Source organism: Kushneria sp. AK178 (assembly GCF_053903105.1).
In genome coordinates this window covers 271,318-286,448 of sequence record NZ_CP096381.1, presented here as the reverse complement: position 1 = coordinate 286,448, position 15,131 = coordinate 271,318, and the positions used below count along the sequence as shown (strand labels likewise).

Here is a 15,131-nt window from a genome sequence, read left to right as displayed (position 1 = left end):
CATGCACCACCCGTACCACCATGGTAGGATAACTGCCCCGCCGAGCCGGGCCATCAGGCAGCCACTCGCGCTGTCATATCGATGCCCGATTGTTTTCGGCCGAGATCGGGCCGCGCCCGCCATCTCTTCCTACTTTCCCTCAGGCCAGCCGATTAAAGGGTTGATGCGCACATGGCAAAAACGTCTCTGGACAAGAGCAAGATCAAGGTTCTGCTGCTCGAGGGCGTCCACCAGTCCGCCGTGGACAACTTTCAAAACGCCGGTTACAGCAACATCGAGCGTCTGACCACGTCACTGAGCGAAGAGGATCTGATTGAAAGGATCCGTGACGCCCATTTCATCGGCATTCGCTCGCGTACGCAATTGAACGAACGTGTGCTCAGCGCCGCCGAACGCCTGGTCGCCATCGGCTGCTTCTGCATCGGCACCAACCAGGTGGATCTGCCGGCGGCGCTCAAGCTCGGCATCCCGGTGTTCAACGCGCCCTACTCCAATACCCGTTCGGTCGCCGAGCTGGTGCTGGCCGAGACCATCATGATGCTGCGCGGCATCCCCGAAAAGAACGCCCGCGCCCATCAGGGCGGCTGGCTCAAGTCCGCCAGCAACTCGTTCGAGGCCCGCGGCAAGACGCTGGGCATCGTCGGCTACGGCAGCATCGGCGCCCAGCTGTCGGTACTGGCCGAGTCGGTCGGTCTCAACGTCATCTATTACGACACCATCACCAAGCTCGGGATGGGCAACGCCCGCCAGGTCGGCAGCCTGCAGGAGCTGATGGCGCGCGCCGACGTCGTCACCCTGCACGTGCCCGAAACGCACGCCACCACCTGGATGATCGGCCGTGACGAGCTCGCGCTGATGAAACAGGGCAGCTATCTGATCAACGCCTCGCGCGGCAAGGTCGTGGACATCGACGCACTCGCCGAGGTGCTCGAATCCGGCAAGCTGCTGGGGGCGGCCATCGACGTCTTCCCGACCGAGCCGAAGGGCAACGATGAAGAGTTCGTCTCACCGCTTCGTCAATTCGACAACGTGATCCTGACGCCGCACATCGGTGGCTCCACGGTCGAGGCGCAGGAGAACATTGGCGTTGAGGTCTCGGAAAAGCTGATTACCTTCTCCGACAACGGCACCACCATCACCTCGGTCAACTTCCCCGAAGTCGCCCTGCCGTCGCACCCGGACAAGCACCGTCTGCTGCACATTCACCGCAACGTGCCGGGCGTGCTCTCCGAGATCAACCATGTGCTGGGCAATGAAGGCATCAACATCTCCGCGCAGTTTCTGCAGACCAACGAAGAGGTCGGCTACGTGGTCATCGATGTCGACAAGGCCTATGGGGAACAGGCGCTCAATGCCCTGCGCGAGGTCAACCACACCCTGCGCACCCGCGTGCTCTACTCCCAGGCCGACAGCGAGTAACCCCCGGTCGAGCGGGCAACACACAAGCAGCTGCCGCTCTATCAACGGGCGCCCTTTCCACGGGGCGCCCGTTGTCATGAGATGGCGACGCCAACCCCTTGCCCGCTTGCCTGCTACATCCTGCCTTTTGCAGCGCTTACATCAGGTTTCGATAAATCATTAGCTGCCTATCGCTTTGCTTTCTATGCTGTCTTTCGGGTCGGCAGGATGTCGACCGTCGCCAGCATTGCCGGCCGATGATCTTCGGTCGGAGATTTCACGGAGGAGACCTCATGAAGGCACTGGTTTATCAGGGCAGCAACGATGTTCGCGTTGAAAACGTCGCCGAACCCACGCTCCAGCAGGATGACGACATTATCCTGCGCGTCACCTCGACCGCCATCTGCGGTTCCGATCTGCACCTCTATCGCGGCTCAATGCCGGCCACCGAGCCCGGCGATATCTTCGGCCACGAGTTCATGGGCATCGTCGAGGAAGCAGGCTCTGCGGTCACCAGCGTTAAAAAGGGCGATCGCGTGGTCGTGCCGTTCGTGATCGCCTGCGGCAGCTGCTTTTTCTGCCAGCATTCGCTCTATGCGGCCTGCGAGACCACCAACCCCGACGAAGGCGCGGCGCTGAACAAGAAGTCGATCCCGGCGCCGGCGGCGCTCTTTGGCTTCTCGCACATGTATGGCGGCATTCCCGGCGGCCAGGCGGAATATGTACGCGTGCCGCAGGCCAATGCCGGCCCCTACGCCATTCCGGAAGGTCTCGATGATGAACAGGTGCTGTTCATGTCGGACATCCTGCCCACCGGCTATCAGGCCGTGCTCAACGCCGGCGTTAGAAAGGGCTCGAGCGTGGCGATCTTCGGCGCCGGCCCTGTGGGGCTGATGTCGGCAGCCTGTGCGCGCATGGAAGGCGCCGAGCAGATCGTCATGATCGACAATCAGCAGTATCGCCTCGATTTTGCGCAGAAGACCTACGGCGTCGAGACCATCAACTTCGACCGGACCGATGACGTGGCCGAGGCCATCATCCAGCTGAGTGCAGGCCGTCGCGGTGTGGACGCCGTCATCGATGCGGTGGGCTATGAGGCCAAAAGCCACGGCGGGGCGCTGCCGGCCATGGATAATTTCGAGGTCGAAAGCAGCGACATCGTCCTGCACCAGTGCCTGGCCGCCATACGCCGCGGCGGCAGCATCAGCATCCCGGGCGTCTATGCCGGCGCCGTGAACGGCTTTCTGATCGGCGATTTCTTCGACAAGGGCCTGACCATGAAGGGCGGCCAGACCCACGTGCATGACTATCTGCCGACCCTTCTGGAAGCCATCGATCAGGGCACGCTCCAGCCCGAGGCGATCATCAGCCATCGCATGAAGCTCGATCAGGCCGCCGAAGCCTATCGCCTGTTCGATGCCAAACAGGATGACTGCCGCAAGGTCGTGCTGACTCCGTAAGGCGGATCACGCCATCAAAAAAACGCCCCGGTCATGCCGGGGCGTTTGACGTTCCCGTTGTCAACGACATCGCGCTACGCTGGTGCGATCGGTTTGAACCCCTCAATGGAGCATTGCCATATGTCACAGGACACGACTGTTGCCGTTCTCGGCCTGGGCGCCATGGGCCACGCCTTTGCCGCCAACCTTGTAAAAAGCGGGCTGAGCGTGCGGGTCTGGAACCGCACCCACTCGCGCGGCGAAGATCTGGCCGAGCGCGGCGCCCTCAATGCCGACAGCGCCGGCAAGGCCGTCAGCGGCGCCCGGTTTGTCATCACCATGCTGCCGGACTTTGATACCACCCGGGACGTGCTGCTCGGCGAGGCTCGCGCCCTGGACCACCTGCCCGAGGGTGGCGTGGTCATCCAGATGGGCACCATCGGGGTCGAGCAGACCGAGGCCCTGATCGAGGCCGTGCATCAGGCGCGCCCGGATATCACCTTCATCGACGCCCCGGTCTCCGGCACCAAGGCGCCGGCCGAGCAGGCCACCATCTCGGTGCTGGCCAGCGGTAATCAGGACGCCGCCGACGGTATCGATACGGTGTTCAACGCCATCTCCCAACGCGTGGTCTGGCTGGGGGAGGCCGGCCGCGGCTCGCGCATGAAGCTTGTCGTCAACGCCTGGCTGATTCACATGATGCAGGGCATTGCCGAAAGCGCGCGGCTGGCGCAAACGCTTGGCTTTGCCACCGACGAGCTGTGGTCGGTGCTCGATGGCGGCCCGCTGGCAGCGCCCTACGTCAAGGCCAAGCTCGACAAGATCGGCGGTGAGGAATACAGCGCCCAGATGGCACTCGAGTGGGGCCTCAAGGATGCCCGGCTGGCACTGGAAGCCGCCGGCAATCATGATCTGCCGGGGCTTTCCCGCATCAGCGAGCTATGGCGTGAGGCCGTGGATGCCGGCCTTGGCGAGCAGGATATCGCCGCCGTGCACGACTATCTACGCCGTCAGGAGAGCTGACGCCATCCGGACGCGGCACCCGCCTCCCCTTGCGGCCGGCAGGCGATCGCCTGCCGGCCGCGCTGTCTTACATACGGCATCATCATGTGAACACATCAACACAATAATACCGTCATCTACCTTTCATACTGGTGTCATTTTTAAGTCAACTTAAACTGGAAGAGAATGTCTTCAGTCTCCTCTCAATACACTGACAGGTACAGTGAGTCCCGTGCGCTTCGGGAAGGCTTTATCGCGCTGATCGCCCTGGGGGTGCTCGTCGCGACCACCCTGATCACCTTCGTCACGCCGCTGGCGGTGGAAGACCGGCTCATGCTGGGCATCAATCAAATGGCGCGGGAAAGCGCGCTGTTTGATTTCATCATGAACGTGCTCTCCTATCAGAACCTGATCTCGGGCGTGGTTCTGGTGGCCGGCTTCTGGGCGCTGTGGTTCATGCCGGCGCTGAAACTCCGCCGCACGGAGCTTTTGACCTGCACCGTGGCGGCCTTCTGCTCGGCAGCGCTGAGTCGCATCATGCAGCAGATGACGCCGCCGCATCCGCGTCCGCTGCAGGACCAGGTGCTGAACATGACGCCGCCCACCGGCATCGATGCCCAGACGCTGAGCGATTTCAGCTCGTTTCCCAGCGACCACGGCGCGGTGTATATCGGGCTGGCCTGGGTGATCTGGCGTCTGCATCGTCGCCTGGGGCTGGCCGCCTTCCTGTTTGCCGGGCTGCTCTGCTTTACCCGCATCTATCTTGGTTTTCACTTCATCACCGACATCATTGGTGGCGGGGCGCTCGCCATCCTGACGGTGCAGATGGCCCTGCTCGCGCCCTTTCAGCGCATCGGCGGCTGGATCACCGGTTTCAGTGAGAGCCATCCGCACTGGTTCTATCCGCTGGCGTTTATCAGCTGCTACGGCATCGCCACGCTGGTGGAGGAGCTTCGGGACCTGGCCGGCGGTGTGCTGCGCCTGATGTCCTGAGCCAGAGCGCCCGGCCGGCGTCGCCTCTTCGGACGCAATCCGCTGCGAGACCGCCCGTGTCACAAAAGTGATACACAAACATGCGTTTTGACACGGTCAAGGCGCGCTGTGGAGACCACACTCGACAGCCTTAACAAAATCTTTTAACGGGTATCATGTCTTCCAACAACACCACGTCTGCTTCTACCGTTTTTCACGCTGCCAGCGCCGATCCGACGCACAGCGGTAACGCCCTGCCTGCCGATTCTCCCTCCTGGGTCAGAATCGTGATCGCCCTGATCGCCTTTGTGGTGCTTGCGCCCCTGGCGCTGTCGGGTACGGCGGTGGAATATGCCTTCATGAACTTCATCAATCAGCCCGCGCAGCAAAACGCGCTGCTGGACTACCTGATGAACGCGTTTTCCTATCAAAAGCTGATTACCGGCGTGCCGCTGGTGGCCGGTATCTGCGCCATCTGGTGCATGCCGTCAATGATCGCGCGTCGGGGCGACATTCTGCTCTGCACCCTCGCGGCCTTTGTCACCTCGCTGGTCAGCCGTGTCATGCAGATCTTCATTCCGGATAATCCGCGTCCGCTGCAGGATCAGGCGCTGGACATGACACCGCCGTTCCATATTTCGCCGGAGTTTCACGATCTTACCTCCTTTCCCAGCGATCATGGCGCCGTCTTTATCGGCCTGGGCTATGTCATCTGGCGCTTTTGCCGCCCGCTGGGCCTTCTTGCCATCGTGTTTGCCGTACTGGTCTCCTTCTCGCGCGTCTACACCGGCTTTCACTTCGCCACCGATGTCATCGCCGGCGGCATCCTGAGCGTGGTCGTGATCGAGCTGGCCCTTCTGACCCCCTTTCGGCGCCTCGGCGCCCGCGTGGCCGGTATCAGCCGGACGCATCCGCAGTGGTTCTACCCCATCGCCTTCGTGGCATGCTACGCCATTGCCACGCTGATGGAAGAGCCCCGCGAGCTGCTCAGCGGCCTGGCAGGCATGATCTAAATCCGTTGCGGCTCGCGCGCGCCAGCCATCGCTCGCACAGGCTTGCCTTCGCGGCAAAAAGGGGCGCTCCCGGTCATCGGGAGCGCCCCTTTTGCGTGCCGGCGCTGCCGGCCGGCGCGGTGGCGATGGGAAAACTCGCGCGTCCCGGCGTCCTCTGCAGGAGAGGGCGAACAGCGCGTGGCGGCCAACGACGCAACGCCGGGTGATTCGCGCTGACCGTTTTGATATGACGCCATAAAAAAACCGCCCCCGGCGCTGCCGGGGGCGGTTTTTTTATGTTTGGCCAAAACGATGTCACGGCCTAGTTGATGATCGCGCCACCGTTGATATGCAGCGAGTGGCCGCTGATGTAGGAGGCATCCTTCGAGGCCAGAAACACGTAGGCGGGCCCGAGCTCGCTGGGCTGACCGGCTCGGCCCATCGGCATTTTCTCGCCCAGGCTCTGCATGAGGGTCGGATCGAAACGGCCCATGGTCGAGGGCTGGATCGGCGTCCAGATCGGCCCCGGTGCGACTTCGTTGACGCGAATGCCGTCACCCACCAGCGACTCCGACAGCGAGCGGGTAAAGCCCGTGATCGCGCCCTTGGTCGAGGTGTAGGCCATCAGCATGGCGTTGCCCACGAAGGGATTGATCGAGGTGGTGTTGATGATGGTATCGCCGGCCTTGAGATGCGGCCGCACGGCTTTCGCCATGTAGAAGTAGCCGTGAATATTGACGTCAAAGGTCTCGCGCCACTCATCATCCGGGATGTCGGTAATGTCCTGGCGCACCACCTGGGCGGCGGCATTGTTGACCAGGATATTGATCGCCCCGAATTCATTGAGCACCTGATCGACGGCCTGCTGACAAAACGCGCTGTCGCGCACGTCGCCGCTGATCAAAAGTGCCCGGCGGCCTTCGGCCTCGATCAGACGCTTCGTCTCTTCAGCGTCCTGCTGCTCGTCGAGATACATCACGGCCACGTCGGCCCCTTCACGGGCAAAGTGCACCGCCGCGCTGCGGCCGATGCCGCTGTCGCCACCGGTGACCACGGCCTTTTTGCCCTCGAGCTTGCCGCTGCCGCGATAGTCGTCGCGGATGATCTCGGGCGTTGGCGTCATCTCGTGCTCGAAACCGGGCTGACGATCCTGTGACTGCTGCGGAAACTGATCGGCCATGTCTGAAATCTCCCTTTTCGGTAGACAATGCTGTGCGAATGGCGCGTCTGCAGACAGGCATCCTGTCCGTCGATAAGCAGGGCGGCCATTGCAGGCCGCCCATGCAGACGCATGCCTTGAAGGCGATACGTCAGCCGTTGACGATCATGCCGCCGTTGACGTGGATGGTCTGGCCGGTCACGTAGCTGCTGTCCTGGCTTGCCAGATACACGTAGGCCGGGCCGAGTTCGGCGGGCTGGCCGACGCGTCCCATGGGCGACTGGCTACCAAAGTCCTCGACCATGTCTTCATCGTACTGACCCATGGTAGAGGGAATCAGCGGCGTCCAGATCGGGCCGGGCGCGACCTGATTGACGCGGATGCCGTCGCCGACGCACATCTTCGACAGCGCGCGGGTAAAGCCGGCGTTGGCGCCCTTGGTCGTGGTATAGGCCAGCAGGTTGGCGTTACCGGCAAAGGCGTTGACGGAGGTGGTATTGATCACGGTGCCCTTCGTCTCGCGCAGATGCGGAATGGCCGCCTTGGCCATGTAGAAGTAGCCGTGAATATTGACATCAAACGTGCGGCGCCACTCCTCGTCCGAGGTCTCCTCGGGCCGGTCGTGCAGCACCTGCTGGGCGGCGTTGTTGACCAGCACGTCCAGCTTGCCGAACGTATCGACCGTCTGCTGCACCGCGCTGCGGCAGAAGTCGGCATCGGCCACGTCGCCGGCAATGAGCAGCGCGCGGCGGCCTTCGGCCTCGATCATCTGCTTCGTGGTCTCGGCGTCGTCCTGCTCATCCAGGTACATGACGGCCACATCGGCGCCTTCACGGGCAAAATGCACAGCGGTGGCGCGACCGATACCGCTGTCGCCGCCGGTGACGATGGCCACCAGGTCCTGCATCTTGCCGCTGCCGCGATAGCTGTCGCGGATAAACTCGGCGGCCGGCGTCATCTCGCCTTCAACGCCGGGCTGGCGACCCTGCTTCTGCGGGGGAATCTGTTCTGCCATGACGACATCTCCCTGTCGTTACGTGGCCGAAGCCACCTGTCATTGATGCATACGGCCGGTCGCCTCCTGCGCCGGTCGTATACCGACGAATGTCTAAAGCGTAGACGCCCCCACCCATCCTGCAATTCACCCTTCGCTACAGGGCGCTACACTCGGCCATGAACGGCTCCGACGTACGCCCGACAGTCCGGAGCGCCAATGACTCGAAGGAGCGACGACATGCCCCCACAGTTTGTGGATACCCACTGCCATTTCGATTTCCCGCCGTTTGACGGCCACGAACCCGAGAGCCTGCAGCGGGCAGCGGATGCCGGCGTGGAGAAGATCATTGCGGTAGGCGTGACGGCGGCGCGCTTTGCAGGCGTCATGGCGCTGGCCGAGCGTCACGCGCCGGTATACGCCGCACTCGGCGTGCATCCCATGGCCATCCACGACTTCCGGGAGGAAGACCTCGCGCAGCTGGAGACCCGGCTCAAACAGCGCCCCGACAAGCTGGTGGCGATCGGGGAGGTCGGGCTGGATCTTTATATCGACAATCCGCAGTTCGAGCGGCAGGAAGCCCTGCTGGACGCCCAGCTGCGGCTGGCCCGCGACCATGATCTGCCGGTGATCCTGCATTCGCGGCGCACCCACGACAAGCTCGCCATGCACCTGAGACGCCTCGATGTGCCCCGGCGCGGTGTGGTGCACGGCTTTGCCGGCAGCGAGCAGCAGGCGCAGGCCTTTATCAGGGCGGGGTATTTCATTGGCGTGGGCGGCACCATCACCTATGAGCGCGCCTCCAAGACCCGCCGCACCCTGTCGCGCCTGCCGCTGTCGTCGCTGCTGCTGGAAACCGATTCACCGGACATGCCCGTACAGGGCTTTCAGGGCGAGCCCAATCGTCCCGAGCGCATCAGGCACGTCTGGCAGAGCCTGTGCGAGATTCGCGAGGAGCCACCCCAGGAGATTGCCGACGCCATTCGGGACAACAGCCGCCGGCTGTTTCATGTCTGACCGATCTGACGAGCGACCGGGGTGTGACGCCGTCGAACCGTGACCTTTCGCGCTGGTAGGCCTCCGGAAAGCCTGTCGTGACCGCTCTCCTGCCCTATATTACGTAATGGATTTTATCGTTTAATAAAACTCTGACATCCAGAGATCGCGGCCGAACAGAAAATGTACAGCTGGCCCGGAAGATAGCGCGCCGAAACATGCGCCATCAGGGCGCATCGGTCCATTGTCAGGAATCGCTCCCGTGTTCTGGTGCCGGCTACAGGTCTGTCGGCAACAAACGCCATCGTCGGCGAAAAATCTGTCACTAACCTCCTTTATAGCGGTGACAGGATACTCGTGGGAAACATCCTTTACCTGAACACGAGACTCTTTACGCAGACGACCGGGGCAATCACCGGCCATGAAAAAACCCGCGCCACCAGAGGCGGCGCGGGTCGCAGATGTAACCATTACTGTAAAATTATTACATTGTTACGTATTAAGAATAACGCCACCGTTGAGATGGATGGTCTGGCCATTCATGTAGGACGACTCTTCACTGGCCAGATAGACATAGGCCGGTGCCATCTCGCTGGGCTGGCCGGCACGATCCATGGGCACCTGCCCGCCGAAGCCTTCGACCTTCTCTTCATCCATGGTGGCCGGAATCAGCGGCGTCCAGACCGGCCCGGGAGCCACGGCGTTGACGCGAATGCCGCGCCCGACCAGCGACATGGCCATCGAACGCATGAAGCCCTGGATCGCGCCCTTGGTCGCGGTGTAGTCGATCAGCGTATTGTTGCCCTTGAAGGCGTTGACGGAGGAGCTTTCGATGATGGTGTCACCCGCCTGCATGTGCGCCAGCGCCTGCCGGACCGTGTAGAAGTGGCTGAAGATATTGGTGCGAAAGGTGCGCTCGATCTGCTCGTCCGGGATTTTGGTAATGTCATCCCAGTCATGCTGCTCGGCGGCGTTGTTGACCAGGATATTGAGCCCGCCCAGCTCGCTGACGGTCCTTTCGACCATGTCGCGGCAGAAGTCGGCATCGCCCACATCGCCTTTCATGACGACACAGCGCTGCCCTTCGGCCTCGACCAGCGCGCGGGTATCCTCGGCGTCCTCGTCCTCTTCAAGGTAGCTGAAGGCAACATCCGCGCCTTCGCGCGCGTAGTGCACCGCCACCGCGCGGCCGATACCGCTGTCGCCACCGGTGATCAGCGCAATCCGGCCCTTGAGCTTGCCGGTGCCGCGATAGCCGGCCCGGATATATTCGGGCTGGTCGTTCATGCGATCTTCATCGCCCGGCTGTGACTGGGGGGCACTGGTTGAATTGGCCACTGTTCAAACTCCTTTTGAAACATGGATTAATGTCTGCCGCCGGTCGTTCCGCGCGGCGTCCCTTCAAGCGTAGGGCGCATTGCAGGGCATTCAAGAAGGTGGCTCCGGGCGATGAAGAACAGGGGGCTGTCGCGCTACACTGGCGCGCGTTTGCGCCCCACAGTGCCCGCTGTGTGGCTTTGTCCCTCCCAGCCAGAGGCGAGTGCCATGAGTGCCCATCTGTTGTCCGTTGATAGTTTGTCCCGCGACTACGTCGATCATCTCTTTGACGTGGCGCGGCGCATGGAGCCCATCGCCCAGCGCCAAAGGATCACGCGCGTGCTGGAAGGCGCCGTGCTGGGCAATCTCTTTTTCGAGGCCAGTACCCGTACCCGCATGAGCTTTCACTCGGCCTTCAGCCGACTGGGGGGCAGTGTCTGTGATACCACCGGCTTCACCTTCTCGTCGATGGCCAAGGGCGAGTCACTTTATGACACCAGCCGCGTGATCAGCGGCTACGTTGATGCCATCGTCATGCGCCACCCGGATCTGGGCTCGGTGGCCGAGTTTGCCGCAGCGACCCACGTGCCGGTCATCAACGGCGGCGACGGTCCGGGTGAGCACCCCAGTCAGGCTTTGCTGGATCTCTATACCATCCGCAAGGAGTTCGAGCGGCTGGACAAATCGCTTGCCGGCGCGCATCTGCTGCTGACCGGCGATCTCAAATACGGGCGTACCGTGCATTCGCTTTTGAAGCTGTTGTCGCTCTATCCGCCGCTGCAGATCACGCTGGTCTCGCCGCCGGGGCTCGAGATGCCCGCCGAGCTGATCGACCGGGCCGAAAACGCCGGCCACCGAATCCGTCAGGGGGACACCCTGCAGGCCGATTTCAGCGATGTGGACGTGGTCTACGCCACGCGCATCCAGAAGGAGCGCTTTACCCAGGAGATGGTGGAGGGTTTCAGCCTGTCGAGTGATTTCAGCGTCGATCGCACCTTTCTGGATCAGCGCTGCAGTACGCATACCCTCGCGATGCACCCGCTGCCCCGCGACAGCCGCCCCGGCGCCAACGATCTCAACGTGGACCTCAACGGCGACCCGCGCCTGGCGATCTTTCGCCAGACTGACAACGGCATTCCGGTGCGCATGGCGATCTTTGCCACGCTGATGGGGGTGGATGAGACCTTTGATCGCAACCTGCGTGACGTGGGCTGGCAGCCGCCACACCGGGTGGGGGTGGATGACGCCGATCTGCCACTCTGATGTAAGCGCCCACTTGCATTACGAAGCGCTTTTCAGGGGCTAGCGCGGTGCGGGGATATCAAGCCGTGTACCGCCGGCCTGCTCGGCAAACCAGCCACTCAGAATCAGCTCGGCGGCGATACCGTCGACGCCGTGCTCGCGATAGTTGCCCTTGTGGCCCTCCTCGCGGGCAATCGCCTTGGCGGCGCGGGTAGTGCCGCGCTCGTCGAACATCTCGAGCGGCTTGCCAAAGCGCCCGTGCAGGCGCTTGCCGAACTTGCGCGCCCGCAGGCTCATGTCGGATTCGCTGTCGTCCATGTTAAGCGGCAGCCCGACCACGAACAGATCGGGCTGCCACTCCTGAATCAAACGCGCGATCACCTGCCAGTCGGGAATGCCGTCGCGCGCCGGCAGCGGATCCAGCGCCGTGGCGCTGCCCAGCAGCTCGTTGCCGACCGCCACGCCGATGCGGCGCACGCCGAAATCAAAGGCCAGCACCAGCCGCTGGCCCGGCGCCTCAGCCATGGCCGGCCTCGCGCGAGAGCAGGCTCAGGTCGACCCCCAGATGGCTGGCAGCGGTTTCCAGCCGCGCCGGGGCGGGCGTGCGAAAGAGCACCTCGTCGCTGGCCTCCACGGTCAGCCAGGTGTTGTCCTTGATCTCCTGGGCCAGCTGGTCGGGCTCCCAGCCCACGCAGCCCAGACAGACCAGAAACTGCTCGGGCCCACGACCTGCGGCAATGGCGTGCAGGATGTCCATCGAGGTGGTCAGCGCCCGGTTCTCACCGGTGCGGATGCTGGAGTCCCAGTGCTCGGGGCTGCCGGCGTGGAGGATAAAGCCGCGTTCGCGATGCACCGGCCCACCATTGAGCACCGGCGTTTCCAGGGCCTGACAGTGGCTGGCATCGATCTCGAGCTGCTCGAAGAGCGCCTCCAGCGTCAGCTCCATGGGCTGGTTGAGCTTCAGCCCCAGCGTGCCGTTGTCGTCGTGGTCGCAGATGTAGGTCAGCGAGCCCGCAAAGTTTTCATCTTCGAGATGGGGCATCGCCATGAGAAAGTTATCGCGCAAGCCTTGCATGGGCCTCCCGGATGGTAACGCAGGCAGGCGCCCCCGCCGATGGGCCGGGGCGCATGTCGATGGGTCATGACATGACGTTGGCTGCCGACACCCGTTCGTCGGCAGCGATTGATGGTGTCATGGTAACACTGGCAGGCCAGCGTGACGTCAACCACTCAGGTGATGCGTTGCTCGATGGCGTCCATCAGCATGCCGGCAATGTCGGTGCCCTTCTGGGCGTCGATTTCTCGCACACAGGTGGGGCTGGTGACATTGATCTCGGTGATGTAGTCGCCGATCACATCCAGACCCACGAAGATCAGTCCCAGCGCCTTGATGGAATCCTTGACCTGATCGACCAGCCAGTAATCGCGGTCGGTCAGCTCCCGCGCCTCGCCCCGGCCTCCCACTGCCAGATTGCCGCGCACCTCGCCGGCGGAGGGGATGCGCGCCAGCCCGAACGGTACCGGTTCGCCATCGATCAGCAGAATGCGGGTATCGCCCTGTTTGATCTCGGGGATATAGCGCTGCGCCATGATCTGCTCGGTGCCGCGCCGGGTCAGCTGCTCGATGACCGCGCCGATGTTGCGCCCGTCGGGGGCGATATGAAAGATACCGGTCCCGCCCATGCCATCCAGCGGCTTGAAGATGGTATCGCCCTGCTCGGCGTGAAACTCGCGCAGCACGCGGTCGTTGCTGGAGACCACGGTCGGTACCAGGCACTGGGGAAACTGCTGGGCGTAGAGCTTTTCATTGCAGGTCAAAAGTGCCCGGGTCGGATTGACCACCAGCACGCCCTCACGCTCGGCAAAGCCCAGCAGGTGCACGGCATTGGTGAAATTGACATCCACCGGCGGGTCCTGACGCATCAGGATCGCGTCCATCGCCGCCAGCGGCCCGGCCTCGACCTCGCCGAGGGTGTAGTAATGCCCGGGGTCGTTTTCGAACACCTCCAGCGTGCGCAGCCGCCCCATGGCACGCCCGTCCTTGAGGTACAGATCGTCGGGTTCGAGATAATACAGCGTATGGCCGCGTCGTCGGGCCGCCCACAGCATCGCCAGCGTGGTGTCCTTTTTCCAGGCGATGTCGGCGATGGGATCCATGACCACCGCAATCTTCAATGCACGTTCACTCATTTAACACTCCGGAACACGGCCATGTGATGGTATGGCAGCCGCTGATGGCGCCAGTATGACGCAAGCCTCATCCTTCGACCATGATCGAACCCGCTGCTTTCCCGCTTGAAGAGTTGTTATTTCCAATGGCAGGCATGTTCGGAAACTATCAGGGGAGCGCGCCTGAACGGCTAGACTTTGGTGGTACAAGTCATCGCTGAACCACGACGTTCAGGCGTTCAGCCAGGAGAACCTGCATGTCATCACTTTTTGAGCCCGTTGATCTGGCCGGCATCCGTCTCGACAACCGCGTGGTCATGGCCCCCATGACCCGCTCACGGGCGCCCGGCGACATTCCCTCCGAGATGGGGGCGCTCTACTACCGCCAGCGCGCCAGCGCCGGGCTGATCATCTCGGAAGGCACGCCGGTATCGCGCCAGGGCACGGGCTATCTCTATAACCCGGGCATCTATGGTCCGGATCAGATCGAGGGCTGGAAAAAGGCCACCCGCGCCGTTCACGAGCGCGGCGGGGTCTTCTTCGCCCAGATCTGGCATGTCGGGCGCGTATCGCATACCACCGTCCAGATCGCCGGTGGCGCCCCGGTGGGCCCGAGCGAGCAGCCCGGTGGCATGGCGTTCGGCTACAACGAACAGGGCACGCCCGACATGCTCGATGCCAGTACGCCGCGCCGGCTCGACACCGATGAAGTGCGCGATATCGTGCGCGATTTCGCCCGGGCCGCCGTCAATTCACGCGAGGCCGGCTTCGACGGTGTCGAGATTCACGGCGCCAACGGCTATCTCTTCGAGCAGTTTTTGAACCCGGGCGTCAACGACCGTGATGACCAGTACGGCGGCTCGCGGGAAAACCGCTGCCGTCTGCTGCTGGAAGTCGTCGATGAGGTCAGCGCGCTGATCGGCGCCCATCGCGTCGGTGTGCGCCTGTCGCCGCACGGCACGCTCTTTGACATGCCGGAGTACGACGACAACGGCGAGACCTATCTGCACCTGGCGCGCGAGTTCAACAAGCGCGGGCTCTCCTACGTGCACCTGCACGACCAGGGCGGTCAGGGCATGCCGCCGATGCCGCGCGACTACCTCAAGCGCTTTCGCAAGGTCTACGAGGGCAACCTGCTGCTGGCCGGCAATCTGGACCAGGCCGAGGCCGAGAAGCTGGTCAATGATGGCACCATCGACCTGCCGGTCTTCGGGCGTCTCTACACCTCAAACCCGGACCTGGTCGAGCGGATGAAAAACGGCTGGCCGCTGGCCGAGTTTGATCCGTCCACCTTCTACGGTGGCGATGCCCGCGGCTATGTGGACTTCCCGACGTATCCGGAAGAGCTTGAGCGTCAGGCCCGCCAGCAGCTGATCGACGAGAAGAGTTGATCGCCCGGGTCTGATGCCCCGCGCATGAAAAAGCCCCGGCATGGCCGGGGCTTTTGTCGT

At 62.9% G+C, this 15,131-nt stretch carries 14 protein-coding genes; 8 read left to right on the top strand and 6 right to left on the bottom strand.

Going from position 1 to position 15,131, the window contains the following annotated elements; translation table 11 throughout:
* Window positions 1–171 precede the first annotated feature (171 nt).
* The 5 genes from serA (at window position 172) to M1D97_RS01285 (ending at window position 5,824) form a co-directional block, all read left to right on the top strand.
* Window positions 172–1,419, top strand: coding sequence for a phosphoglycerate dehydrogenase (serA, locus tag M1D97_RS01305; protein ID WP_456268938.1), 1,248 nt, complete (start codon window positions 172–174; stop codon window positions 1,417–1,419).
* Between the two features lie 272 nt (window positions 1,420–1,691).
* Complete coding sequence (locus tag M1D97_RS01300; protein WP_456268937.1) at window positions 1,692–2,858, top strand: zinc-dependent alcohol dehydrogenase; 1,167 nt, start codon at window positions 1,692–1,694, stop codon at window positions 2,856–2,858.
* 120 nt (window positions 2,859–2,978) lie between these two features.
* The gene (locus tag M1D97_RS01295; RefSeq protein WP_456268936.1) at window positions 2,979–3,860 is read left to right on the top strand and encodes an NAD(P)-dependent oxidoreductase; all 882 of its coding nucleotides are present in this window, start codon (window positions 2,979–2,981) and stop codon (window positions 3,858–3,860) included.
* A gap of 165 nt (window positions 3,861–4,025) precedes the next feature.
* Window positions 4,026–4,832, top strand: a complete 807-nt coding sequence (locus tag M1D97_RS01290; protein ID WP_456268935.1) for a phosphatase PAP2 family protein — start codon at window positions 4,026–4,028, stop codon at window positions 4,830–4,832.
* Window positions 4,833–4,987: 155 nt separating this feature from the next.
* On the top strand, window positions 4,988–5,824 hold the full coding sequence (locus tag M1D97_RS01285; RefSeq protein WP_456268934.1) for a phosphatase PAP2 family protein: 837 nt from the start codon (window positions 4,988–4,990) through the stop codon (window positions 5,822–5,824).
* A 301-nt stretch (window positions 5,825–6,125) separates the two neighbouring features.
* Here the strand turns inward: M1D97_RS01285 and M1D97_RS01280 are convergent, their stop codons facing one another.
* Window positions 6,126–6,983: an SDR family oxidoreductase gene (locus tag M1D97_RS01280; protein ID WP_456268933.1), complete on the bottom strand. Its 858-nt coding sequence runs from the start codon at window positions 6,981–6,983 to the stop codon at window positions 6,126–6,128.
* 130 nt (window positions 6,984–7,113) lie between these two features.
* Complete coding sequence (locus M1D97_RS01275) at window positions 7,114–7,977, bottom strand: glucose 1-dehydrogenase (RefSeq protein WP_456268932.1); 864 nt, start codon at window positions 7,975–7,977, stop codon at window positions 7,114–7,116.
* Between the two features lie 219 nt (window positions 7,978–8,196).
* Between M1D97_RS01275 and M1D97_RS01270 the strand changes: the two genes are divergently transcribed.
* Window positions 8,197–8,973, top strand: coding sequence for a TatD family hydrolase (locus tag M1D97_RS01270; RefSeq protein ID WP_456268931.1), 777 nt, complete (start codon window positions 8,197–8,199; stop codon window positions 8,971–8,973).
* A 471-nt stretch (window positions 8,974–9,444) separates the two neighbouring features.
* Here M1D97_RS01270 and M1D97_RS01265 read toward each other — a convergent pair whose 3' ends face one another.
* Window positions 9,445–10,239 (bottom strand): SDR family oxidoreductase, encoded by a 795-nt coding sequence (locus M1D97_RS01265; protein WP_456270160.1) that lies wholly within the window; start codon window positions 10,237–10,239, stop codon window positions 9,445–9,447.
* Window positions 10,240–10,497: 258 nt separating this feature from the next.
* Here M1D97_RS01265 and pyrB point away from each other — a divergent pair, with 258 nt between their 5' ends.
* Complete coding sequence (gene pyrB, locus M1D97_RS01260) at window positions 10,498–11,532, top strand: aspartate carbamoyltransferase (protein ID WP_456268930.1); 1,035 nt, start codon at window positions 10,498–10,500, stop codon at window positions 11,530–11,532.
* 39 nt (window positions 11,533–11,571) lie between these two features.
* Here pyrB and ruvX read toward each other — a convergent pair whose 3' ends face one another.
* The 3 genes from ruvX to gshB form a co-directional block, all read right to left on the bottom strand.
* Complete coding sequence (gene ruvX, locus M1D97_RS01255) at window positions 11,572–12,036, bottom strand: Holliday junction resolvase RuvX (RefSeq protein ID WP_456268929.1); 465 nt, start codon at window positions 12,034–12,036, stop codon at window positions 11,572–11,574.
* Complete coding sequence (locus tag M1D97_RS01250; protein ID WP_456268928.1) at window positions 12,029–12,586, bottom strand: YqgE/AlgH family protein; 558 nt, start codon at window positions 12,584–12,586, stop codon at window positions 12,029–12,031. Before M1D97_RS01250 ends, ruvX begins: the two co-directional genes overlap by 8 nt.
* A gap of 155 nt (window positions 12,587–12,741) precedes the next feature.
* Window positions 12,742–13,701, bottom strand: coding sequence for a glutathione synthase (gene gshB / locus M1D97_RS01245; protein ID WP_456268927.1), 960 nt, complete (start codon window positions 13,699–13,701; stop codon window positions 12,742–12,744).
* A gap of 236 nt (window positions 13,702–13,937) precedes the next feature.
* On the opposite strand from gshB, the gene M1D97_RS01240 reads away from it, so the two are divergent.
* A complete protein-coding gene (locus M1D97_RS01240) occupies window positions 13,938–15,071 on the top strand; it encodes an alkene reductase (protein ID WP_456268926.1) in 1,134 nt (377 codons plus the stop codon).
* Window positions 15,072–15,131 lie beyond the last annotated feature (60 nt).

Coding starts and splice junctions, on each gene's coding strand:
- serA (WP_456268938.1), top strand. CDS start 172: ATGGCAAAAACGTCTCTGGACAAGAGCAAGATCAAGGTTCTGCTGCTC.
- M1D97_RS01300 (WP_456268937.1), top strand. CDS start 1,692: ATGAAGGCACTGGTTTATCAGGGCAGCAACGATGTTCGCGTTGAAAAC.
- M1D97_RS01295 (WP_456268936.1), top strand. CDS start 2,979: ATGTCACAGGACACGACTGTTGCCGTTCTCGGCCTGGGCGCCATGGGC.
- M1D97_RS01290 (WP_456268935.1), top strand. CDS start 4,026: ATGTCTTCAGTCTCCTCTCAATACACTGACAGGTACAGTGAGTCCCGT.
- M1D97_RS01285 (WP_456268934.1), top strand. CDS start 4,988: ATGTCTTCCAACAACACCACGTCTGCTTCTACCGTTTTTCACGCTGCC.
- M1D97_RS01280 (WP_456268933.1), bottom strand. CDS start 6,983: ATGGCCGATCAGTTTCCGCAGCAGTCACAGGATCGTCAGCCCGGTTTC.
- M1D97_RS01275 (WP_456268932.1), bottom strand. CDS start 7,977: ATGGCAGAACAGATTCCCCCGCAGAAGCAGGGTCGCCAGCCCGGCGTT.
- M1D97_RS01270 (WP_456268931.1), top strand. CDS start 8,197: ATGCCCCCACAGTTTGTGGATACCCACTGCCATTTCGATTTCCCGCCG.
- M1D97_RS01265 (WP_456270160.1), bottom strand. CDS start 10,239: ATGAACGACCAGCCCGAATATATCCGGGCCGGCTATCGCGGCACCGGC.
- pyrB (WP_456268930.1), top strand. CDS start 10,498: ATGAGTGCCCATCTGTTGTCCGTTGATAGTTTGTCCCGCGACTACGTC.
- ruvX (WP_456268929.1), bottom strand. CDS start 12,036: ATGGCTGAGGCGCCGGGCCAGCGGCTGGTGCTGGCCTTTGATTTCGGC.
- M1D97_RS01250 (WP_456268928.1), bottom strand. CDS start 12,586: ATGCAAGGCTTGCGCGATAACTTTCTCATGGCGATGCCCCATCTCGAA.
- gshB (WP_456268927.1), bottom strand. CDS start 13,701: ATGAGTGAACGTGCATTGAAGATTGCGGTGGTCATGGATCCCATCGCC.
- M1D97_RS01240 (WP_456268926.1), top strand. CDS start 13,938: ATGTCATCACTTTTTGAGCCCGTTGATCTGGCCGGCATCCGTCTCGAC.